At 34.2% G+C, this 22342-nt stretch carries 24 protein-coding genes; 9 read left to right on the forward strand and 15 right to left on the reverse strand.

Translation table 11 applies throughout. The features are described from left to right. Window positions 1–37 precede the first annotated feature (37 nt). Both F7888_RS02975 and F7888_RS02980 read right to left on the reverse strand, forming a co-directional pair. Window positions 38–1093, reverse strand: coding sequence for an Ldh family oxidoreductase (locus F7888_RS02975; RefSeq protein WP_191777061.1), 1056 nt, complete (start codon window positions 1091–1093; stop codon window positions 38–40). 127 nt (window positions 1094–1220) lie between these two features. After that, window positions 1221–1931, reverse strand: a complete 711-nt coding sequence (locus tag F7888_RS02980) for a FadR/GntR family transcriptional regulator (protein ID WP_191777063.1) — start codon at window positions 1929–1931, stop codon at window positions 1221–1223. Window positions 1932–2131: 200 nt separating this feature from the next. Here F7888_RS02980 and F7888_RS02985 point away from each other — a divergent pair, with 200 nt between their 5' ends. Beyond that, on the forward strand, window positions 2132–2743 hold the full coding sequence (locus F7888_RS02985; protein ID WP_191777065.1) for a FadR/GntR family transcriptional regulator: 612 nt from the start codon (window positions 2132–2134) through the stop codon (window positions 2741–2743). Window positions 2744–2787: 44 nt separating this feature from the next. Here F7888_RS02985 and F7888_RS02990 read toward each other — a convergent pair whose 3' ends face one another. Beyond that, window positions 2788–3936 carry a tetratricopeptide repeat protein gene (locus F7888_RS02990; protein WP_191777067.1) on the reverse strand — a complete coding sequence of 383 codons (1149 nt, stop codon included), beginning with the start codon at window positions 3934–3936 and terminating at the stop codon, window positions 2788–2790. 333 nt (window positions 3937–4269) lie between these two features. Here F7888_RS02990 and F7888_RS02995 point away from each other — a divergent pair, with 333 nt between their 5' ends. Then, a complete protein-coding gene (locus F7888_RS02995) occupies window positions 4270–4527 on the forward strand; it encodes a hypothetical protein (RefSeq protein ID WP_191777069.1) in 258 nt (85 codons plus the stop codon). A gap of 184 nt (window positions 4528–4711) precedes the next feature. Continuing rightward, complete coding sequence (locus F7888_RS03000) at window positions 4712–5158, forward strand: DUF2663 family protein (RefSeq protein WP_191777071.1); 447 nt, start codon at window positions 4712–4714, stop codon at window positions 5156–5158. A gap of 51 nt (window positions 5159–5209) precedes the next feature. Here F7888_RS03000 and F7888_RS03005 read toward each other — a convergent pair whose 3' ends face one another. Continuing rightward, window positions 5210–5671 carry a DUF3052 domain-containing protein gene (locus F7888_RS03005; protein WP_191777072.1) on the reverse strand — a complete coding sequence of 154 codons (462 nt, stop codon included), beginning with the start codon at window positions 5669–5671 and terminating at the stop codon, window positions 5210–5212. Window positions 5672–5675: 4 nt separating this feature from the next. After that, window positions 5676–6344, reverse strand: coding sequence for an MOSC domain-containing protein (locus F7888_RS03010; protein WP_191777073.1), 669 nt, complete (start codon window positions 6342–6344; stop codon window positions 5676–5678). Between the two features lie 152 nt (window positions 6345–6496). Between F7888_RS03010 and F7888_RS03015 the strand changes: the two genes are divergently transcribed. Beyond that, entirely contained in the window at window positions 6497–7429 is a 933-nt protein-coding gene (locus tag F7888_RS03015) for a DMT family transporter (RefSeq protein ID WP_191777074.1), read from the forward strand. A gap of 54 nt (window positions 7430–7483) precedes the next feature. On the opposite strand, the gene F7888_RS03020 is transcribed toward F7888_RS03015, so the two are convergent. Next, window positions 7484–8137 (reverse strand): HAD-IA family hydrolase, encoded by a 654-nt coding sequence (locus tag F7888_RS03020; protein ID WP_191777075.1) that lies wholly within the window; start codon window positions 8135–8137, stop codon window positions 7484–7486. Window positions 8138–8316: 179 nt separating this feature from the next. Here F7888_RS03020 and F7888_RS03025 point away from each other — a divergent pair, with 179 nt between their 5' ends. After that, entirely contained in the window at window positions 8317–8832 is a 516-nt protein-coding gene (locus tag F7888_RS03025) for a CueP family metal-binding protein (protein ID WP_191777076.1), read from the forward strand. Between the two features lie 22 nt (window positions 8833–8854). On the opposite strand, the gene F7888_RS03030 is transcribed toward F7888_RS03025, so the two are convergent. The 4 genes from F7888_RS03030 to F7888_RS03045 all read right to left on the reverse strand — a co-directional run bounded on the left by F7888_RS03030 (window position 8855) and on the right by F7888_RS03045 (window position 13397). After that, window positions 8855–9196: an ArsR/SmtB family transcription factor gene (locus F7888_RS03030; RefSeq protein WP_191777077.1), complete on the reverse strand. Its 342-nt coding sequence runs from the start codon at window positions 9194–9196 to the stop codon at window positions 8855–8857. Between the two features lie 29 nt (window positions 9197–9225). Beyond that, a complete protein-coding gene (locus F7888_RS03035; protein ID WP_191777078.1) occupies window positions 9226–10980 on the reverse strand; it encodes a SulP family inorganic anion transporter in 1755 nt (584 codons plus the stop codon). A gap of 181 nt (window positions 10981–11161) precedes the next feature. Further along, window positions 11162–12490 carry a S8 family peptidase gene (locus F7888_RS03040; protein ID WP_191777080.1) on the reverse strand — a complete coding sequence of 443 codons (1329 nt, stop codon included), beginning with the start codon at window positions 12488–12490 and terminating at the stop codon, window positions 11162–11164. Between the two features lie 124 nt (window positions 12491–12614). Further along, on the reverse strand, window positions 12615–13397 hold the full coding sequence (locus F7888_RS03045; protein WP_191777082.1) for an enoyl-CoA hydratase: 783 nt from the start codon (window positions 13395–13397) through the stop codon (window positions 12615–12617). Between the two features lie 201 nt (window positions 13398–13598). Here F7888_RS03045 and F7888_RS03050 point away from each other — a divergent pair, with 201 nt between their 5' ends. Together F7888_RS03050 and F7888_RS03055 are read left to right on the forward strand one after the other, a co-directional pair. Then, window positions 13599–15641 carry a metallophosphoesterase family protein gene (locus F7888_RS03050; RefSeq protein WP_191777083.1) on the forward strand — a complete coding sequence of 681 codons (2043 nt, stop codon included), beginning with the start codon at window positions 13599–13601 and terminating at the stop codon, window positions 15639–15641. A gap of 104 nt (window positions 15642–15745) precedes the next feature. Further along, window positions 15746–15898: a hypothetical protein gene (locus tag F7888_RS03055; protein WP_191777085.1), complete on the forward strand. Its 153-nt coding sequence runs from the start codon at window positions 15746–15748 to the stop codon at window positions 15896–15898. Window positions 15899–15946: 48 nt separating this feature from the next. Here the strand turns inward: F7888_RS03055 and F7888_RS03060 are convergent, their stop codons facing one another. The 4 genes from F7888_RS03060 to F7888_RS03075 all read right to left on the reverse strand — a co-directional run bounded on the left by F7888_RS03060 (window position 15947) and on the right by F7888_RS03075 (window position 19842). Further along, the gene (locus F7888_RS03060; RefSeq protein ID WP_191777087.1) at window positions 15947–16801 is read right to left on the reverse strand and encodes a Cof-type HAD-IIB family hydrolase; all 855 of its coding nucleotides are present in this window, start codon (window positions 16799–16801) and stop codon (window positions 15947–15949) included. A 23-nt stretch (window positions 16802–16824) separates the two neighbouring features. After that, a complete protein-coding gene (locus F7888_RS03065) occupies window positions 16825–17484 on the reverse strand; it encodes a peptidylprolyl isomerase (RefSeq protein WP_191777088.1) in 660 nt (219 codons plus the stop codon). Between the two features lie 128 nt (window positions 17485–17612). Further along, window positions 17613–18926: a Na+/H+ antiporter family protein gene (locus F7888_RS03070; protein ID WP_191777089.1), complete on the reverse strand. Its 1314-nt coding sequence runs from the start codon at window positions 18924–18926 to the stop codon at window positions 17613–17615. Window positions 18927–19107: 181 nt separating this feature from the next. Further along, window positions 19108–19842: a GDSL-type esterase/lipase family protein gene (locus F7888_RS03075; RefSeq protein WP_191777090.1), complete on the reverse strand. Its 735-nt coding sequence runs from the start codon at window positions 19840–19842 to the stop codon at window positions 19108–19110. A 156-nt stretch (window positions 19843–19998) separates the two neighbouring features. Here F7888_RS03075 and F7888_RS03080 point away from each other — a divergent pair, with 156 nt between their 5' ends. Both F7888_RS03080 and F7888_RS03085 read left to right on the forward strand, forming a co-directional pair. After that, a complete protein-coding gene (locus tag F7888_RS03080) occupies window positions 19999–21018 on the forward strand; it encodes an acyltransferase family protein (protein WP_191777091.1) in 1020 nt (339 codons plus the stop codon). Between the two features lie 134 nt (window positions 21019–21152). After that, window positions 21153–21359, forward strand: coding sequence for a hypothetical protein (locus F7888_RS03085; RefSeq protein WP_191777092.1), 207 nt, complete (start codon window positions 21153–21155; stop codon window positions 21357–21359). Between the two features lie 27 nt (window positions 21360–21386). Here F7888_RS03085 and F7888_RS03090 read toward each other — a convergent pair whose 3' ends face one another. Further along, complete coding sequence (locus F7888_RS03090; RefSeq protein ID WP_191777453.1) at window positions 21387–22340, reverse strand: ArsA family ATPase; 954 nt, start codon at window positions 22338–22340, stop codon at window positions 21387–21389. Window positions 22341–22342: the final 2 nt, after the last annotated feature.

Below are 22342 nucleotides of genomic sequence, written 5' to 3' on the forward strand. Positions count from 1 at the left end.
ATTAATATAGTTTTATTCTATGAAATTACATATGGATTTATAGCAAACTTAAATTATATTTTTCTCCTACAAGTTGCAGCTCATGAATAATTTCTTTCGATAAAGGAATTCCATTCTCAGAGCGGTCCTTATAGGTTATATTCTCTATTTCACCAGGGAGATAGATTTTGTCTACGCCTTTCATAACTGGAACTGTTCGGATTTCCTTGATCATTTGATCCATTCTACTTTTGAATTTATCAATATCTTGAAATAAATCAGCTCTCATACAATAGAAAAATTGACCTACATTTTGTTTATTTTCAAAATTTGTATATAAATCTCCAATATGTGGCCCAAAAGCAGAGCCAGTGACAATGGCAGAAAGAGTTTCTACTAAGAATGTAATCCCATATCCTTTATGCTCGCCAAAAGGTAGAAACACTCCCTTTAATGCCTCATTCGGATCCTCTGTAGGTTGACCATCTGAGGACAACGCCCAACCAATTGGTATGTTCTGATTATTCTTTTGAGCTAACACAACTTTTCCTTTTGCTACCTTGCTTGTTGCCATATCTAATACAATATTGTCTTCCTCACCAGTAGGGATTCCATATGCAAATGGATTGGTACCAAAGAATGGTGATTTACCTCCCCACGGTGCCATGTTAGCAGGTGCATTCGTCGTTGCTAAGACGATACAATCTTCTTCAACGGCTCGCTGTACATAGTCTGCTAACATCCCGCAATGGTTAGAGTTATGGATAGCAACAATTCCAATCCCAGATTTTTTTGCCTTTTTGATAGCTAGCTCAATTCCAAACGTTGAAACGGGAATTCCTGATGAATTGTTTGCATTAATTAGTGCACTAACTTCACTTTCCTTCTCAATGATTGGATTATAGGTTTTATCTACTAATCCTAAATCTAAGCGTTTACAATAGATGGATACACGACTAACTCCATGTGAATCCATCCCTCTTAAATTTGCTAATACAAGATGTCTAGAAATCAATGTTGATTGTCTCTCGTCTAAACCAGCTTCAATAAATACGTTCCTTACGAACTGCTCAAGTTGATCCTTTTGAATCCTTTTCCCTTCAATCTTGGCCAATGCTTTCAACCCCTTCAATCCCTTCATCATAAGATATTGAACTTCTGCTGAGTCAAAATAAAGTTAATAATTTAATATGGTCAGACCAATTTTTTATAAAATAAGATTCTACATTTGAAAGCGACAATTAACTGTTCTTTAATAAGGACATCATCTTATTTTCATTTTGCATCAGATGTTTTCTCATTGCTTCGGAGGCCGCACGAGGATCTCTGGCCTTTATCATTTCTATGATTTCTTCATGTTCTTTTTGGGCTTCTTCAATACGTCCTGGTAGTCTTGCAGATTGCATTTTGCTTAGTCTAATCCCCTCATCAAGTTGTGATGAAATACTCTCATACACGTCTTTATAAATCGTGTTGTGAGAAGCAAGAATAATTTGATAATGGAATAAATAATCTTCCTTACTACCTAATTGATTAGCTTCTTGTGCCTCTAATAGATGTAAATGGGCTTGCTCAATCAAGACTATTTCTTGTGGTGTCGCTCTTTGTGCCGTTAATGCAACCGCTTCTACCTCGATTCCACGTCGAAACTCTAATACCTCCTGAAGATTCACATTCCGCAATAAATTCTTCGTTACGCGTTCAGCAATCGTTTCCCCTTCTAATTCCTTCAAAAATATACCTGACCCTGTTCTTTTTTCAATGACACCGTTAGCTTGCAAAACACTCATTGCTTCCCTTACGGCAGTCTTGCTCACTTGAAAGATAGACGCAAGTTCATTTTCAGAAGGTAAACGATGTCCTGGTTGGATGTTTTCTCCTTGAATGTATTCCTCAATTGCCAAAATTATTTCTTCAAACAACTTCTTTTTCTTAATCGGTTTTAAAGACATGTAATCACCATCATCATATTATTTAATGATTCGTAAAGAAAAGCACTCATCACCTTTCTTTTTATAATATGGTCAGTCCATAATATAAATTCATTAAATTGATTATTTCATATTTTCAGACTATTAGTCAATGATATAATTTAGTTACCTACAAGTTTTTTTTGTTACACTATAACTAATTTAAAAAAATGGAGACATTTATGAAAAAAATTAATCAAATACCTAGAATGTTTGAAGAAGTTTCTAAGCAAATCATTAACTACATCAATGATGAAAACTTGCAAATTGGAGATAAATTACCGACAGAAAGAAAGCTAAGTGAGCTGTTAGAGGTAAGTAGATCTTCCATTCGTGAAGGTCTAAGAATCCTTGAGTTGCTGCAGTTTATTGAGTCTCGTCAAGGTGATGGAACTTTCGTTTCGGTCCCCCCTCCTTTTATGATTCCAAAGGAAATGATTAAACAAAACCTTGATCTAAAGTCATTAAATAAGTATTTTGAAGTAGCAAAGCTTCATGCTGAGCAGATCATATCAAGTTCCTGGAACCGAGGTCATAAGGTTTCACCCTTTGATCATAATAAAAACGTCTGGGATGTATTTCACCTTTTTATAAATGAACTTGGTAACAAAGTAGAAAATGATTACCACCTAGCTTTGTGGAATAACATTTTTCGGATGTTAAAAGAACAACAATATTTTGAAGGATTAAAGACTGATATAAGCAGTGAAGATTTGGTTCATGCGATAAATGAACAGGATTCTTCAATGATTAACGTTTTTTTATTAATTAAGCAAAGTGATCTTCATGACTAAAAAGAAGCATGCCTAGATTTTTCAGGCATGCTTCTTTTTTTGCATTATTTATTTTTTTCATCTAACCAATCTTCAAACATTTGCGAATCCCAATCTGTGCGTTTTGCTGACTCAACTGCTTGTTCTGCAAATTCTATTGCCTTTGCTTTATCGATATTATAAGCAATTTCTGCTGCTTGAAAGTATATAGTTGGATTATCATTGAACTCCAGGCGCCTTTCAATCATTTCCAATGCCTCTTCGAAGCGTTCTTGTTTTAAATAAATACCTGCTAACAATTGATATATATATGGAGATTCATAGAAATACGGACCCCTTTCTTTAAAATAAGCTAATATTTTTTGTTCAGCTTCTATCTCTTTTTCTACCTTTAGTAATTCTTCTATCTCATTAATAAACTCCCAGTCTTCTTGGAATAGTAAGTGGGCAGTCTCTAATTCAATATTCGTTAAATCAATAAAAGCAGTTTCAAAATCATTCTTTTCCTTTGTTGTTAACATCAAATCTAGAAAAATATCTTTATTAAATTTATGTAATAAATATTCTGCAACATAATGCATATATAAATAGGTTCCAGAGTAATAACCCTCATTTTCTCTTTGTATATCGTTCAGTGGGATAACATTATATTCTACACCTTTATGTAGGTGTAGTGGTCGTGCTATACGAAAGGCAAAAAGTTCGGCAAAACCTTCATGATACCAGTCTGGTAAGTCACCTTCCCCTAATCCTAACTGTGAAGCGGTGTTATGTAGATAAAAGTGTGCCATTTCATGTGCGAAAGCATTTTGTAAAGATTGACTATCTGAAGTATCACTTTTTAATAACATAATGTTATCAGAAGTATACACCCCTGTACCACTTAATAAAGGATTGGGTTCATCTTGTTTATTAATTAAATAAATAGTTAAATCTTGTTCAAGGAAATGTCTATCACCAAAGAAATCTTCACTTAGTTTCGTTAATTCTGGAATCATCATTTTTAAGTGTTCAATCTTTTCTTTGTCTTCAGGTCTGTAATGAAAGTTGTATGAATATACTTCTTCTTCAACATAATCAATATGGATCCATTTCAATAATGTCTCAATGGGCTGGTTTTTAAGCCAGTTTAGCCCACTTAGCATGAATATGATTAAAACAAAAAGAATACAAAGAATTATTATTACCTTTTTTCGTTTCAGAATATTCACCATAAGATTCCCTCTAATTCTCCAATTTTGTTGAAATTATACCATAATTTGGAGTAAATAAGTTGCATCTACATCTTTTCTCTTAAAAGATAGTTAATATCTAATTTCTAGCAGTCTGAATATATGGAGACTCCTGTAGGATGCGTGGCCAAAGTCAGAAACAAAAGGAGCTTGAGCGACACGGAGTGTATTTTAGAATGCGAGGGTTAAAGCAACATTTTATTAAATTATCAGCCCGATTTATCTTATTTTATTTGATATATTGTTGCTTAGAAATGATAATATATTGAATGGAGAATATAATAAACAAACATTATTGATTAGGGGGAATTAAGTTTGGAATTATCTTTTGGCTTACTCTTATCAATTGTTATTTGTATTTATTTAGCGATTGATGCACCAAAGCATGGTAGAAGTCCATGGTTATGGGCAATATTTGGATTTATTTTTGGGCCGATTGTTTTAGGAATTTATTTAATTGTGACTGGTAGAAAACTTCTCGGATGGATTATTGTCATCATCTCATCTCTACTTGTCATTCTTGTCGTTTTATTCATAGTTGCTTGGGTTCTCCTTATATTAGGTAGCCTTTGAATTTCTTAGCATTCTGAATACACTTTAGATACGACAATGTAGAATGTATTCAGAGTGCCGAGTTCAAAGTGAATTCTTTAGCCTAATTGTTTTTAGGAAATACTCCTGTTCATACTCATACTCTCTACTTCTCATTCATATGAATAGAATATAGACAAGTTATGGGGTAATGGGGGGATGAGGAATGCAGGCTCCGTGGGAACTAGAAGGTAGTCGAATTACAAAAGAGGACAAGGACTCTCTTATACGATTAATCGATTTTGACCAAAAGCATAATCATTATAAGGCTTTACATTTTAAGTTAACAATGCTAATGATCAATATATTTATTTTTACAATGGCAAAATATTATTTTCAATTTTCAGTGTTTCCTGGCTCCCACCCACTTATTGACGTTGTATTTAATGAGCGAAACATAATTTTGGATTTATTTATAAATGTTGCTTTTCTTTTTACAACAACGCTCACAAATAACTTAAAGGAAAAAGCGAAAAGTGATTTTAAATCGCTCAAAGCTGAAATCGTAGATCTATCAAATAAAGAGTGGTACAAAAAGTATGATGGAGCAAACAGTGAAATATTCGATTATCTTTATAAGACTTACAAAATTAGAATTAATCATAAAACATAAAAAATGAAAGCTATAATCGCCGATTTACCGGTCAATTATAGCTTTTTTAGCTTACTGCTTTGTTGTTCTCTCTATTCCCTCTTCAGTTACTGCAAACTTTCTTGTCATCTTTTTAATGTTTTCTGTTTTCCTAAATCGTAATGCTGACCAATCTTCATCAATAGCTATTTGTCGAACTGGCTCATAGCCTTCATTTGATAACATTCCAGTCACAGTCTCTCGACTACAATCTGAACCCTTATATGTTTTAGATGATTTCTTCGGATAACAAAGCCATAATAAGCCGTCTGTCTCTACATTGTGCACAGCAGATTGTGCAAATGATTGAAGTTCAACATTTGTTGTTCCAAAAACTTGTATAAATTGATATTTATCATTCTTTGCTTCTCGATGAACGTCTCCTTGAAATTCAGCAATTATTTCTTCATAGCTTGTCGGAGAATGGATGATGAGAACTGGTTGGCCAGCTTCTTTGAATTGTAATTTTTTTAATACTTGTACTGCATCTGACACTTGGTTATTCCTCCAAATCGTTATAATGTTTTTCCTTTAGGCTAATCATTAATTGACGCCATTGATCTGCAAGCTCTTTTACATCTAGAACTTTTTCTATATCACTTAATGTAGGTGACTTGTCATGAAAGTATAGCTGATGGATTTCAGAAACACTCACTCGTTTTGGATGTGGTGAGATTAATTTGATGGTCGAATCCTTCTTAATTGTCCCTTCTTCTAACACACGGAAGAAGTAACCAGTATAGCCTGTTTCAAAAATTCTCTTTAATAAAAGATGGTTATCATTTCGTTTATTGATCGTCGCACAAGGATAGCGTCCTTGTGAAACTTGAAGAACAGCATCTCCGATTTGAAAGATATCACCGATACACACTTCATTTTCCCTCATATTTAAACCAGCAATATTCTCACCAAAAGCAGATGGTGTTAAAGTCTGTTTAAACTCTTGTTCCCAATATGTATAGTGCTCAAATGGATAATAGCATATTACTCGTTCTGAACCACCATGGTAAGCTGGATTTGCCACTTGATCATCAGTAATAGAGTGAAAACCAACATTTAATTCATCCGTTTGTTCCTTCCATATCCCTGATTGGTATTCTGTTCCTTGATAGCTTTTACTTACGGGCTTACCTTTACTAATATAGATAATTTCTCTATTCTTCACCATATCCCCTCCACTCCCTTTTTTATTTTAAGCTTAGCATCGCTTCACAATCAAGAACAGACAGAAATATATATTTTTTCAGTAAATTAATATTTCGAAACTCGAAAAAAATGGTACAATACATTTTATAAAATCATTTATTGAAGGTGACATATATGGAAAAAAGATTATGGCTTACTTATGGAATGCTTACATTGGCAACTGCAACCTGGGGAAGTGCTTTTATTGCTGGCAAAGTTGCTGTGCAGAGCTTTGAACCCGCTACAGTTGCTTTTTTACGTTTTTTTGGAGCAGCATTGCTTTTATTCCCATTGATGTGGGTAATGGATAAAAAGAAAGTTAAACCAACATTAAAAGATTATGGTTTGTTTGCAGTACTGGGATTAACAGGAATTGCTATCTATAATATTTGCTTCTTCCTGGCTAGTAAGCACGCCCCCGTTATTAAGAGTTCTTTATTTATTGCCTCAAATCCAGTGTTAATTGTTCTTTTGTCCGGTCTATTTCTTAAAGAAAAGATTACAAAGAATCATATTATTGGAATGATCATTGCTCTAGTTGGTGTTACTTTTATTATTACAGATGGTCATCTAATGAGTTTGTTTCATATGGGATTTGAACCAATTGATTTTATTCTTTTAGGTGCAGTTATTAGTTGGGCATTGTATAGCGTAGTCGGAAAAATAGTGTTAAAGAAATTTAGTTCGGTTGTATCTACTACTTATGCTTGTGCCTTTGGAACTTTATTTTTATTTCCTTTTGCCATTGCTGAAACAACTTGGGCGGATGTGAAGCAAGCCCCTTTTGATGTGTGGTTATCAATTGCACATATGAGTATTTTTGTTACAGTCATTTCTTTTGTCATGTATTATCATGGAATCAAAGAAGTTGGTGCGGCTAAAGCATCAATTTTCATTAATGTCATGCCATTATCGGCTGTTATTATGGCGACCCTTTTTCTAGGTGAGAGCTTTACCTGGGGACATGCAATCGGTGCTATTTGTGTTTTAACTGGAGTGTATATTGGGACTCAATCAAAGAAAATTCTTCAATTAAATAAAAGCACTTCAGAAAAAGTTGTTAGTTAATTTAAACACAAAAGCCACTCATTTAAAGTGGCTTTTTGCAATTATATTCAATATTTATGAAACTTCTAGTATTATTTTTATTTCTTCAACTTCAGAAACGATATAACTTGGTTTAGCTTCAGTAAGTTCTTCCACTGAACCGTAGCCATAAGTGACAGCAATAGAGTCAATGCCAGTGTTGTTTGCTCCAATGATGTCATGCTTCCGGTCACCAATCATGATAAATTCACTTAGTGGCTGCTTACTGTAATTGTTCAATATGTAATCAATAATCTCGGTTTTAGCACTTCTGGTTCCGTCAAGATTACTTCCAACGATTAAATCAAAATAATGTGCTATATTGAAATGTTCTAGAATTTGTATTGAGAATTCAGTCGGCTTAGATGTTGCGACAATGAGAGTATAGTTCTTTGAAAGTAAGTTCAATAGTTCTGGAATCTCTGGGAAAATCTTATTTTCAAACATCCCTATTTTTTTAAAGCGCTCCCGATAATAGTCAATCGTCTTTTTCGTATCCGAATCATTCATACCGTATCCCTTTGAAAACGTTTCTTGTAAAGGTGGACCAATAAATTGGGTTAATTGATCAAGGTCTGTCTCAATTATCCCCATTTTCTCTAAACCATATTGAACAGATTTCGTGATACCCTCTTTAGGGTCAGACAAGGTGCCATCTAAATCAAATAATACATACTTATACTTAGTCATCCAATCACCCTTCCTAGTCTAATGATATATTAGACTATATTAACACTTTGAAGTCAGTGGTTGTGGTTTTCGGGCTAAAAAATGAAGAAATTGTGTAAATTGTAGATATTATATTATTCTGATTGAATAAACATGGTATATTCATATATAGAATGAGACAAGGAGTGAATAATGTTTAAATGAAGAAATTAAAGCTCTTAGCTACACCCTTTTTGGTTGCGTTATTATTAACTGCTTGTAGTGGTGAAACTAATATTGCAACTCAAGATTTGAAAGAAATGGTGAATGACTTTAGTGTTGGCACGAAAAAAGATCAGTCCGCTTCAATCACTTCAACACACCTAATTGTCACTAGTAGTAATGGTGATAAGACAGAGTATGATTTGTCTGAAGAGGACTTTTTTATTTCAATTGCACCTTTCATTAATGAAACACATCCCTGACTGAACCATAGCTTGACAGGTTGTCAAGGTGAATTAAGTAATGAAGAATTTAATGTGTATATTGAAGATATGGATGGAAATATCATCATTGATGAAACGTTGAAATCACATGCAAATGGCTTTATAGATTTATGGCTACCTCGAAATAAAGAGTTTCGGACAAAGATAGAATATAAAGGAAAAATTGCTGAGTCAGAGATTGCAACTTTTGAGAATGATGGCACTTGCATTACAACCATGCAGTTGAAGTAAAAAGCACCTTATTAGGTGCTTTTTACTTCTCTTCAACTTCATTTTCACTAAATTTGTCAAGGAATGTAATGGTATCGACTAGGTGATTGTTGAAAATTTGACGTGCAACCTGTAATAATTCAATAATCATGGGATCTCTTAATGTATAGATGACCCTATTTCCATCTTTTGTCCCTGTTACAATATTTTTCGCTCTTAGGATTGTGAGTTGTTGGGATACTGCCGACCCTTCACTTCCAACAATTTGCTGAATTTCATTTACGTTTTTATCCCCTTCTGCTAGTATTTCAAGAATTCTTATTCTTAAGGGGTGTGCAAGTGCTTTGAAAAAATCCGCTTTAAATTGCTGCATATCAAGGTTCAAATAATCTACCTCTCTTTGTTCTTATTTTTCTACAATGAAAACTTATCTCTTTCTTTTATTTGATCTTCTGTACAAGATAATATGGAACACTCTCTAAATGCAAATTGTTTGCATCCAAGACACTTTCTGTGATTCAGATGTTGGAGAGCATAGTTAATTGCATCTCCCGTATGGTCAAAAAAATGTTCTTCTCCTATTAAATCATAAACAGAAGACTTTTTTAATACACTTTTTGGTTGTGGGTTTATTCCAGAAACTAATAGGATCCCATGTTTAGAGAAGTTTTTAACAATACTTGTAAAGTAAGATTCCCCTGTCGTATCCATAAATGGAACCTTTCCCATCCTTAATAGTAGAATCCTTGGTTTATAGTGGATGTTCTTCATAATTGATTGCTCAAAAGCTTGTGCAGCACCGAAAAATAATGACCCTTCCACGTTATAAATGCTAATCTGTGGACAGTCTCGAGATGATGTGACCATCTGAGATTCGACTTTTTCATGTTTATTGTTAGGATTAGGCAAGGCTTTTACCGTTACCATCATATTACTCATTCTCTTTGTAAATAAGACAACAGCTAATATAAGTCCTACTTCAACTGCTACTGTTAAATTAACAAATACAGTTAGTAAAAAAGTGACAACTAGAATGATAGAATCCTCAGTTTTTGTACGTAATACATGTAGGAACACATGGCGTTCACTCATATTCCATGCCACTACCATTAGGATAGGAGCCATACTTGCTAATGGAATCATTGAAGCATATGGAGCAAATATAAGTAAAATGAGTAGTACAATTATGCCATGAATGATTCCAGAAAAAGGTGAAGTGGCTCCATTTTTTATATTGGTTGCTGTTCTTGCGATTGCACCAGTAGCTGGAATTCCACCAAATAATGGAGTTATCATATTTGCAACGCCCTGACCAATAAGCTCTCTATTACTATTATGCTTACTATTTGTCATACCGTCAGCGACTACTGCTGATAAAAGTGATTCAATTCCACCAAGAATGGCTATCACAAAAGCAGGTCTAATTAAGAGTTGGATACGTTCAAGTGTAATCTCTGGAAACTTAAATTGTGGTAGTCCACTTGGGATGTCGCCAAAGGTGGTACCAATGGTTGCTATTTGAGTAGGATAAAAAATGATTGATACTACTGTTGAAAGCAATAATCCAATTAAAGGTCCAGGGACTTTAGGTGCAAGTTTAGGAGTAACTAAGATTGTAAATAAGCAAATTAACGCAGTTAAAACACTATATAAATTAATTGAATTGAAGTGATTAAACACCTCATTGATATTAGCTAAAAAGGACTCATGTTTCTCCACATTTGTTAGTCCGAGGAAATTAGCAATCTGTCCTGTAAAAATAATCACTGCGATCCCAGACGTAAATCCAATGGTAACGGGTCTAGGAATATATTTAATCAGCGAACCCAGTTTGAAAAGTCCCAATAAACATAAGATGATTCCAGCTAGAAATCCTGCAATTAGCAGATTTTCATAACCATAAGTCATAACAATCCCAAATAATATAGGGATAAATGCACCAGTTGGCCCTCCAATTTGATATCTTGATCCACCTAAAAGTGAGATTAGGATACCTGCAATAATCGTTGTATAGATTCCATATTCAGGATTGACTCCGGATGCAATTGCAAATGCCATCCCAAGTGGAATGGCTATTACTCCGACTACTATTCCAGATAATACGTCTTTCTGAAACCATTTAAGTGAATATCCTATATATCGTCCAGTGAATAACCATTTTTGTCTCATGATAAACCCTTCTTTTTATTGTTTTTAATATATGTATATTTGAATATTTGAATATACTACTTAAATTTAGAGCATTTTTCATGATCTGTCAAAATAATCTTTATGCACTATTTTTAATATGAATAAAAGCTGTCCCTTAAATATTATAAGGAACAGCTAGAAAAGAGTTTATTATATTTATTTATTCTGGAATTGATTTCTCAGCGTTAATATATCCAGCTCCATAAACATTTGGATCTCGGTTTTTCCACAAATCTGCTCCTGACATTAGTAAGCTTTTAACTTTATTTGGAGTAAGATTTGGGTCATGCTCTTTCATCAATGCGACAATCCCTGCCACAATAGGAGTTGCCATAGACGTACCAGATGCTACTATATAATTACTGTCGACTCGACTTCGTTTATCTATTCGATCCATATATGAGTTAGGGGATCTAAGTGAGATGATATTAACACCTGGTGCCAAAATGTCAGGTTTATTTACCCCATAAATGGTTGGACCTCTGCTTGAAAAGCTAGCTACATCATCATCTTCTCTTGTATCACTTGTATCATTGTCATCAAGAGCACCAACAGTAATGACCTGATCACTTATTCCTGGACTTGCAATTGTTTGTCTTTCTGGCCCATCATTTCCAGCAGCAACAATAACAGTAATACCACTTGCCCATGCTTCCTCAACAATACTTACCATGGGATCGTTATTTTCCTCAACAAAGTTTTCTGCCCTACTACCAAGTGACATACTTATAATATCAATTTTTTCATCGGGGTTATTTTCATTATATTCAATACACCATTCAACACCTTGCATAATTGTTTCGAATGAACCAGAGCCTTGTTTATCTAAGACCTTGACTCCTACTAAATTAGCTTTAGGTGCTGGACCCATATATTTGCCTGAAGATGCTGCGCCATTTCCTGCGGCATCCCCTGCACAATGTGTTCCATGCCCATTATCATCATAAGGCTCTGATCTATTATTAATAAAATCTACGAAATCTGTAATTCTACCAGAAAGATCTTGATGTGGATAGATTCCTGTATCAATAATCGCCATTTTAACACCTTGACCAGTAAGCTCAGTATTATTTCTTACAATTCGTTGTGCATTTGCTGATGGTACTGCCACGTCAAGAAGCGCTTGAACCTCACGATTTAAATAGATTCTCTTAATGTGCTCACAGCTTGAAAGTACATCTTCTAATCCTTGTGGAGTCATATCTACACTACAGCAAGAAATTCTTGAGAATTCTCGTTTAATTTTATTCTTTTTATGAGAGTGTAATACTTCATGAAGATTTGTGCATCCATCATGATAGCAGCCTTTTTCAAACTCAATAATGACATTTAGTTTTCTACTTTTTTTAATTGCTGCTTCAAACATTTTATGCATGAAACATGGTGTCCACTTAAATGGTTTGTAGAGGTTTAGTATTTTCTCGCGCAATGGGCGATCTAGCTTGCTAGCATTTAGCCTTACTAACTGAACCATTGAATAACCAAACATTCTATCATTCCCTTCTAAACTTTTAATAACAGCTTATGAAGGTTGATAGATATAGCTTGGACATTCTTCCTATTGAATGAAAAAAAGAGGCAACTATCTCCTTTTTCTTAGTATAATGTGATTACTATTGTCCTTTATAGATGGGATTTCTTTTTTCTTTAAATGCTTGCAGACCTTCTAATCGATCTGATGTTGGAATGGTAATGTCATAAGCATTCTTTTCAATCGCCAATCCTGTATGTAAGTCTACGTCATAACCATGTTCAATTGAGTATTTTGCTTGAGACACAGCAATCGGCGCATTATTTACAATTTGTTCTGCTATTTCATATGCTTTGTCTAAAAGTAAATCTCTAGGTGTGACATACTCAACAAGTCCAATTTCCAATGCTTCACTTGCGTCTACCTTTCTAGCAGTAAAAATCAGTTCTTTGGCTCTTCCTTTCCCAATCAACCTTGGTAATCTTTGTGTGCCTCCAGCGCCTGGAATAATTCCAAGTGAAGTTTCAGTCAGACCAAGTCGTGCGTCTTCAGAGGCAATTCTTATATCACAGCCAAGCGCTAGTTCTGTCCCTCCACCTAGTGCAAATCCATTTATTGCTGCAATGACAGGCTGTGGTAAATCTTCAATTCTGTTAATTGTCTCCTTGATGAAGGAAACAGCCTTTCTTGCTTCATCCATAGTCATACCTGCTCGTTCCTTCAAATCAGCGCCAGCACAAAATGCTTTTTCACCCGCTCCAGTGATTATAATACAACGAATTCTTTTGTTATATTTACTGTCTTCTAGAACTTCGGTTAATTCCGAGAGTATTTGCTTTGAGAGAGCATTGGCTGCATGTGGTCTATTTAGTGTGATACAAATAACTCCTTTTTTGTTGTCTGATACAAGTATGGTTTTTTCCATCGTCACCCTCCGTTGGCAGATTACAATTAGATATGAAGCGCTTACAAATTGTAATTGCGTATATTTTCTTATTACTATTTAATTCTTCTCCTTCCTTAAATATGTCAAGTTCACTTTCTTTATTTAGTGAAGTTTTAGCAAAACACGTTGTGCCTAATAGATGAATAGACTATATCATCAACGTTCACGGTGGTGATATTCTTGGATCTACCTACAATATTAGCCGGACCTATTCTTAGACGTGTTGAACCAACACAGATTGTCATATGGGCTGCATTAAGTGAAAATTATCAAGTAACTGCAAAGCTATATCATATAGATTCTAAGAATGATAAATATCAATATGAAATGATTAGTGACTTAACTGAAACCCAAGCGGTTCAGCTCGGTAAGAATATCTATATCAATTTAATTAAAATAGTTCCAACCAGAGGAACATTTCCGACAAAATCGTTATTAGGATATAACCTTATGTTTACTCATGAAAGGATTTCAATGGACTTAAATGATTTTCAATTACTTACTCCTAATGATCCTCATTCGATTGTATATGGTGATTTGAAGTATCCTTCGTTTTACATTAATGATGATGCGAATGAAACACGGTTTCTTTATGGTTCATGTCGAAAGCAGCATGGAAAAAATCCCGATGCATTAGTTAGTGGAGATAGAGTTCTAAATGAAACATTTTCTAACGTAGCCTCACGACCAAGCTCATTATTCATGATGGGAGATCAAATATATGCTGATGATGTAGCAGATCCCCTTGCCCCCTTTCTTTACAAATTAGGGAATTATTTAATGGGAGAAAACGAAAACTTATCTCAAATAGAACCTAAGTTAAAAAATGAGAATACCATTAATCAGATTGGTGGGCGCTCGAAAATAATGAAGGAATATTGTGGATTCACCTCAAGCCATTCAGATAATCACATGATGAGTCTTGGGGAGTATACAGCGTTATATTTATGTAGCTGGAGCCCTGAAATCTTACAATTGGCTTTTGAAGAAAACCAGATTGAGTCATTCAATCTCGTACTTTCAAAGGAAGGATTTCATGAAGAGCTACTAGGAAAACAGCAGGAGGTAGAAATTGATACACTGCGTAAACGATATAATGAGCAAAAAGATGAGCTTATTTCTTATTTAAATGGTCTTCCACAAATAAGAAGGCTTTTGGCAAACATACCCACTTATATGATATTTGATGATCATGATCTAACAGATGATTGGAATATTACAGAGAAGTGGAAAGAAACTGTAAGTAATAAACCTCTAGGAAGGCATATTATTGCAAATGGATTGACAGCTTATTGGGCTTTTCAAGGCTGGGGAAATGAACCTATTGCTTTCTCGAAACCATTTATGAGAACGATGAAGTCGTATTTGAATTCAAAAAATCTAGAAAGTGAAGATTATAGAGAATGGCTTGATACCATTTTGGGTTTTGACTCATGGCATTATATTGCCCCTACTTTTCCGAAAGCAGTGGTGTTAGATACACGTACCCAGCGTTTGTCCCCTCCAGCACCAGACCAATTTAATTTAGAAAAGTATCTAAAATACGCTGCACAAGGTCCTAATTTAATACGTAATGAAGCTTGGAATAAAGTAGATGAAAGTCTAAAGCAAAGTAAATGGAAATCAAATTCACCACTAATCATTATTTCACCATGTCCTTTGTATGGAATCAGTCTGATTGAAACTTTCTTACTGCAATTTATGTTACCGCTTAGCTCCATTTACTCCTCATTAAAAACGATGCTTGATCTCGAATGGTGGAAGTTTAATGGAAGAGGATATACAACTTTCCATCAGCAAATCGCTAAATGGGATCCTAGTGATTGTATTATTCTTTCTGGAGATGTTCATATGGCCTTTTCCCTTCAGGCAAATGTTCAGCTCACAGATCAACCCGACGAAAGAATCATTTATCAATTTACAAGTAGTCCCATGAAGAATATGAGCTTTGATGGGTTAAAAGGTGTAATCTTGAAGGCACTCTTAACATTACATGGTAAATACACAGTGAATCGATATTGTGATTCTTCTAACTTGATTGGATTAACAGACTCAAGAAATACACTTTGGAAAGAAAAGATTAGCTATCATCTTCTAAAGGATGATTCAATTGCTAATTTAGATAATAATCTAGGCTCATTTTTTTATTCAGCAAATGTGATTCAGAATCGATTGTTGAATGCAAAAGGTGAAGTAAAGAATATGAAAACATATAAAAAATAATAATCATGATAATACATGTATAAAGAATATGTGCAGAAGAATAAGGAAAAATTACCTGTTATTTGTCATTTGTTTTCAAGCATCCTATTAATGGAGGTGAGAGAATGACAAATCAACATCCAATTGAATATACAGGTAAAGTTCTTGATCAAAGAAACAATCTAACTGGTCCCAATGATCAAGGGAAGGCATCGTATCCAATTCCCCCTAAACAAGTTAAAATTGGGAAAAAATCAACAAGTAATGAAAATATGTAAGATATATTTACTCGATAAAAAGGCTGCCAACTTGACAGCCTTTTTGATTTATAATGAGAACTTAGTTTTTAAGTAGTCGGAAACTCCATCTTCATCACAAGTGAATTCTGTAACATCACGTGTGATTTCTTTAATATGATCTGGTGCATTTTTCATCGCAACTGGATAATGTACAAATTTTAACATTGGCAAATCATTATCGCTATCACCAATTGCCATTATTTCATCAGCACTCATATTAAAGTGGTTTATCATTTGTTGAATTCCTGTTGCTTTATTTACATTCGCGACCATTACTTCTACATTGTAAGGTGACGAAATCGAATAGGAGAATTCTAGTTCTTTCTTTAATTCTTCAAGCTCATGTTTCCAATTATTAATGTGTTCCTTTGTTCGCGCAAAGAAATAAAATTTAGAAAATGTGTTTCCTTCAACTTCATCTGTCCATGAAATTTCTTCATTCATTGCTTGTTTTCTTGAAAGCCATTCATTTATTCCAAGACCATCAGGCATAGGGTCTCTAATTTCTTCAACCATATATGACTGATCTTGTTTCAGTGTTATTCTTGATGCACCGTATGGAAATAGTTCATAATATACTTTATGTTCTCTTGCTTTTTTAATAAGTCTGTCCACTAATTCCCTAGAAAGTGAGTGTTCAAATAAAACATTTGTATCTATATAACCAGCCATTCCATTAGATGTTACATACCCGTCTACTTGAAATCCTTTTGGCACTACTTTTTCGATTTCAGCAAATGCTCTACCTGTAGCAATGAATACGTAAATACCTTTTGAACGTAGCATATCAATCGTTTCTTTTGTGTTGACACTTACTTTATTTTGATGATTTAAGATCGTCCCGTCCATATCTAGAAATACTGCTTTAGGTAACGATTCCATATTTACTTCCCCCTTTTCCAATTCTATTGCTTAACAGGGTCTTTATAATCAAATCCAAATGTGTCTACAGTTACTTTTTTCATGATTTGGGGATTCAATGGTTTGTCTGCTTCATCTGTTTCGACTTCAACGATTTGATCAACGGTTTCGATTCCTTCAATCACTTTACCAAATGCAGCATATTGACCGTCCAGTTCTGGTCTATCCTTAACCATAATAAAGAATTGCGATCCAGCAGAATTAGGATCATGTTGAGTACGTGCCATAGAAATCACACCACGTTCATGTGATAATTGATTGTCAAAATCATTGGCTGTGAATTCACCTCTAATACTATATCCAGGATTACCCATGCCAGTTCCTTCAGGATCTCCTCCTTGTATCATAAATTCAGGAATCACTCGATGAAATATCAGTCCATCATAATAACCTTGTTCGATTAATGACACAAAATTCATCACAGTATTTGGTGCGATTTCTGGATAAAGCTCAATTTGAATTTGATCATCATTCTCCATAGTAATTGTTACAATTGGATGTTTTTCGACCTCGAATGGTTCTGGCTGCTCAGCTGGTGTTTCTACATTTGTATTGTTGTTCTCAGTATTTGTTCCACAACCAAATAAGATTAACGTAAGGAATAGTAAAGTTATCCCTAGTTTGTATGTAATATTTCTTCTCATGTTTTTTCTCCTTATTTATTTTGTATGCTATTCATTATAACAATACTGTTTTACAAAATTCCATTAATGTTATTATGTTAAACCTAAAGAAGGTGAATTTCTTCTGGAGAAATTCACCTTCTGAGCGATTATAATATCATTGCTGCCAGCCATCCAAAAAGAATGAGTGGTATATTATAGTGTAGAAATGTTGGAACACAAGTATCCCAAATGTGATTGTGTTGTCCGTCTACATTCAGCCCTGCCGTAGGACCAAGTGTACTGTCTGACGCTGGAGAACCAGCATCACCTAATGCTGCAGCAGTACCAACTAGTGCAATGGTAGCCATCGGACTAAATCCTAATTCTAGTGAAAGTGGTACAAAAATTGTTGCAATAATTGGAATGGTAGAGAATGATGAACCTATTCCCATCGTAACTAAAAGTCCCACGAATAGCATAAGAATAGCTGCTAGAGCTTTGTTCCCTCCTATGATACCTGACACCTGTTGAACGAGTACCTCAACATCTCCCGTTTCTTTAATCACATCAGCAAAACCAAACGCTGCCAACATAACAAATCCAATGAAAGCCATCATTTTCATACCTTCAGTTAATAGTGAATCTGCCTCTTTCCATTTGATTGCTCCGCTTAAATAAATAACAATGATACCGGCTAATGCTCCAAAAATCATTGAATCTAGTAAAAGCTGTACAGTCAACGCAGCAGCAATTGCAATGAGTGCGAAAATAATTGCAAGCTTCGAGTAGCTATGTTGTTCATTCTTTGTCATTTCAATAGTTTGATAGTTTTTTGGTTTACGGTATGAAATGAAAATAGCTATTAATAAACCAATGACAAGTCCACCTGTTGGTAGAAGCATTGCTTTTGGAATATCACTGATTTGAATAACAAGTCCACTATTTGCCATGTTTTCTGCGATGATTTCGTGAAAAATCTTACCAAATCCAGCAGGTAGCAGAATATAAGGTGCAGTAAGTCCGAATGTTAACACTGAAGCAATGAGGCGTCGATCAATCATTAATTCGTTCATCATATGTAACATTGGTGGAATTAAAATCGGAATAAATGCAATATGAATTGGAATAACATTTTGAGAAAAAATCGCCATGATTAGAATTGAAAAAATGATAAGAGCTTTAGACAGAGTTTTCTTTCGTGTCTCTCCTTCTTTTCCTATTGTTTTTAAAACTTTATCGACCATCAAATTAGGAAGTCCAGTTTTTGAAATGGCTATTGCAAAACCGCCTAATAAGGCGTAAGATAACGCCACTTCAGCACTCCCACCTAATCCATTTGAAAAAACATCGATTGTCGTTGTGATACTTAATCCGCCAGATAATCCACCTAGCAAAGCCCCTCCGATTAAAGCAAACACAACATTTACTCTTAAAAGACTTAATATAAGCATAACAAGAACAGCTATGATGACTGCATTCATGATTGTTCTCCTCTCGTTACTTTAGTTTGGTAAATTGTTAGAGTGTTAAAATGTATTCTAAAAATATCATAAGTATTTAACTACTGTCAATTATTATTTTGAAATAAAAAAATACCAGCTTAGCCGGTATTTAAAATTTAGATTGATTTCAGGAATAACAAGGTATATAATTTTTCAGTTCTCATCTATTAATTTTTGATTGCTCATTTAATTCTTCCATTTTTTTGAGTAATCGATGTGCCAATATGTCGTAGCCTTTTTCGTTTGGATGTAATGAGTCACTAAAAACATCCGTCTTTGGTTTGCCTTGAAAAAGGTCAATTGTTGGTACATAGGTAATATGATCAACTTCTGAAATAACAGCTTGTATTTGCTTATTCCAATTAATAATTAGCCTATTTAACTGTTTTGAATTGTTATGATCTTCATAGGCATCATACAGTCCGAATACGAAAATCGGAGCTGAAGGGTTTAACTCTTTTAATATAACCAGAATTTGTTTTAAGTTCTGTACGTACTGTTTTTGTCCTTTTTTAAATTCGCTCAAATCTATTTGATTAAAGGAATAGCTTGTACTTTTCCTAAAATCATTTGTACCAATATTTAAGATAAGATAGTCTGATTGTTGTACTGCCTTTATTACTTTTTGTGATTTGAGCTGATCTAATGTTTGATTTGTTTTATATTTTGGTATAGCAAAATTTTGAATAATTACGGGGTTTTTAATTTTATCTTTGAGCCTTCCAATGTATCCAATCTTCTTTGGGTCACCAGTCCCATACGTAATCGAGTCCCCTAAAGCAACTATGTTTGTTTTATTGGGAGTGGCTGATGCAAGTGATTCATGAAATAAAACTGTAATCATTGTAATGGAGAGAATTGTCATTATGATGACTTTAAATGTTGGAATTTTCATAAGTGGACTCCTCTTTGTAGAGATGTATGTCCTTATTTTAACCTGAAATTTATATTTCATGTAATTAACAATCGTATATCAATTGCCACAATACCCCCACCTTTTCATAATTTTTATAGTATTTTATAAGGACCATTTCTTTTAGGAGGTTACATCATGTCAGGTTCTTTGAATAGAAATGCTTACTTTGATAATGCAAGGTTCATTCTCATTGTATTAGTTGTCTTTGGACATCTTATCAGTCCATTTAGATCAGACCACCATTTATTAACGACAACATATAACTTTATTTACAGCTTTCATATGCCTGCCTTTATTTTGATTGCAGGATATTTCTCTAAAGGGTTATTTAAAGAGGGATACTTAACAAAGGTTGTTCAAAAAGTTCTAATTCCTTACATTATTTTTCAATTTATTTATTCGATATTGTATTCTATTCAAGATAAGGAGGTCACGTTTACACTAGTTGACCCTTATTGGACCCTTTGGTTCTTATTAAGCCTTTTATTTTGGAATGTGCTAACTAAATTATTTACAAAAATGAAGTATCCACTCTTCTTCGCCGTGTTAATCGCACTATTGATTGGATATGATCAGGATGTTGGTGGCTATTTAAGTCTATCTAGAACCTTTGTTTTCTTCCCAATATTTCTTTTAGGACATTATTTAAATCAGAAGCATTTTAATTATTTAATCACTGCAAAAGTAAGAATTATATCTGCGATTTCAATGTTGCTCATCTTTCTCGGATATTATTACTTTTTCCCTGAGGGTGGAAGAGATTGGTTATTAGCATCATCATCGTATATTGATATGGGGTATGAAGGGCAACTTCATATTGCGATGCTTCTACGATTAGTCATGTATGCTGTGTTTTTTATCATTACCGTTTGCTTTTTGGCTTTAGTTCCAAAGGGGAATTATTTCTTCACCCCGCTTGGTGGTAGAACATTATATGTATATTTACTTCATGGACTTGTCATTAAGCTGCTACAAGAAACATCTTTGTTCGAGTTCTCTAATACAATTGAAGCAGTAATCGTATTTACATCTACAACCTTAGTTATAAGCTTCTTGTTAGCTAGTAAACCAATTATTGCTTTAACTCAACCAATCATCGAATTCCATCGGTATGTGAAAAGAAATAAACGTTCAAAACAAGAGATAACATCATAAAAAGTAGCTGTCCAGTTAGTGTGTACTTAAGCTGGACAGCTTTTTCTATTCCAAATCATAATCACTTATTCATATAAGGAAATAAGAGGAATATAGATGAGAATAGACAAGTTTATTTAGAAAGAGGGTTGATTATGGGAATACAAATTGAACAACGACTGGTGAAAGAAATTTCAAGAGCGCTTGAAACATATCGTGAGATCCTTCAAGGTGAAGTCGTCTACAAAGAAATTGTAGACCGTGCTGAAATATTCAGAGGCTCACAACGTCCAGGATTAATTATAAAAGCCGAGGATGGCTCAACTTATCAAATCAAAATAGAACCAGCAAGTCTCTACTAATATAAGAAAAAAGCGATAACAAAGTTATCACTCTATCTTAAGCATCATTTTTTCTTGTATATGCAAAGCAAACTCTTCCAATAAAGAAACTGAATTAATATCACTTTCAAACAATGGGATATAGAATTTTTGTTGCTGCGCAAATTCCTGTTCAATCCAACTTAAATATTCGGCTTCAGTTTCTTTTCTTTTTTTCCAAAAATCCCCCTCAATGTCTTGTGATAGAATTTTATTGATTAGAAGTGTGCTTACTTCTAATTTATGTTTTTTTAATAGGGAAATTGCTTTTGCTGTTTCTAGTATAGGTAATCGTTCAGGGTTTAGAATGAAAATAAATCCTGTTACTGATTTGTCTAACAGAAGCTTACGGACTTGTGCAAAACGTACTTTTCTATTTTGAAGTACTTCATAAATAGGATCTTCAACTGGTTCTCCGTCATTTAACAGCTGGGTATAATTGTCATTCCGTTTTTTTCTTCGATCTAACATTCCATCAATCCAAACACCCATGATTTCAGGAAGAGTTAATAATCTTATCGTATGTCCTGTTGGTGCCGTGTCAAAGATAATTGAATCGTAAATGGCTGATTCGTCTAAAATAATAGATACGATTCGATCAAATAGAGCAGCTTCTTCTGCACCTGGTGAAGAGCTTGCCAAATCAATTTGTCGATTTACTTCTTCGTGCATATGTGAGCTTACTACATCTTTTATATTATTTTTCACAGATTTAATATAGTCCCTTGCTTCAATACTTGGATCAATCTCTATTACATCAAGATGTTGCGCTACATTCATTGCTTTGTTACATAGGCTTGTGTGAAAGATATCACCGAGATTGTGAGCTGGATCAGTTGAAACTAATAAAGTTCTAAATCCTTGTTTTGCATGTAATAAGGCAAGAGCAGCAGCACTTGTTGATTTCCCTACTCCTCCTTTTCCACCGACAAACAGTATTCTCTTATGCCCTAGCATATTCATCA

The organism is Litchfieldia stipae (genome assembly GCF_014837155.1).
GTDB lineage: Bacteria > Bacillota > Bacilli > Bacillales > Bacillaceae_L > Litchfieldia.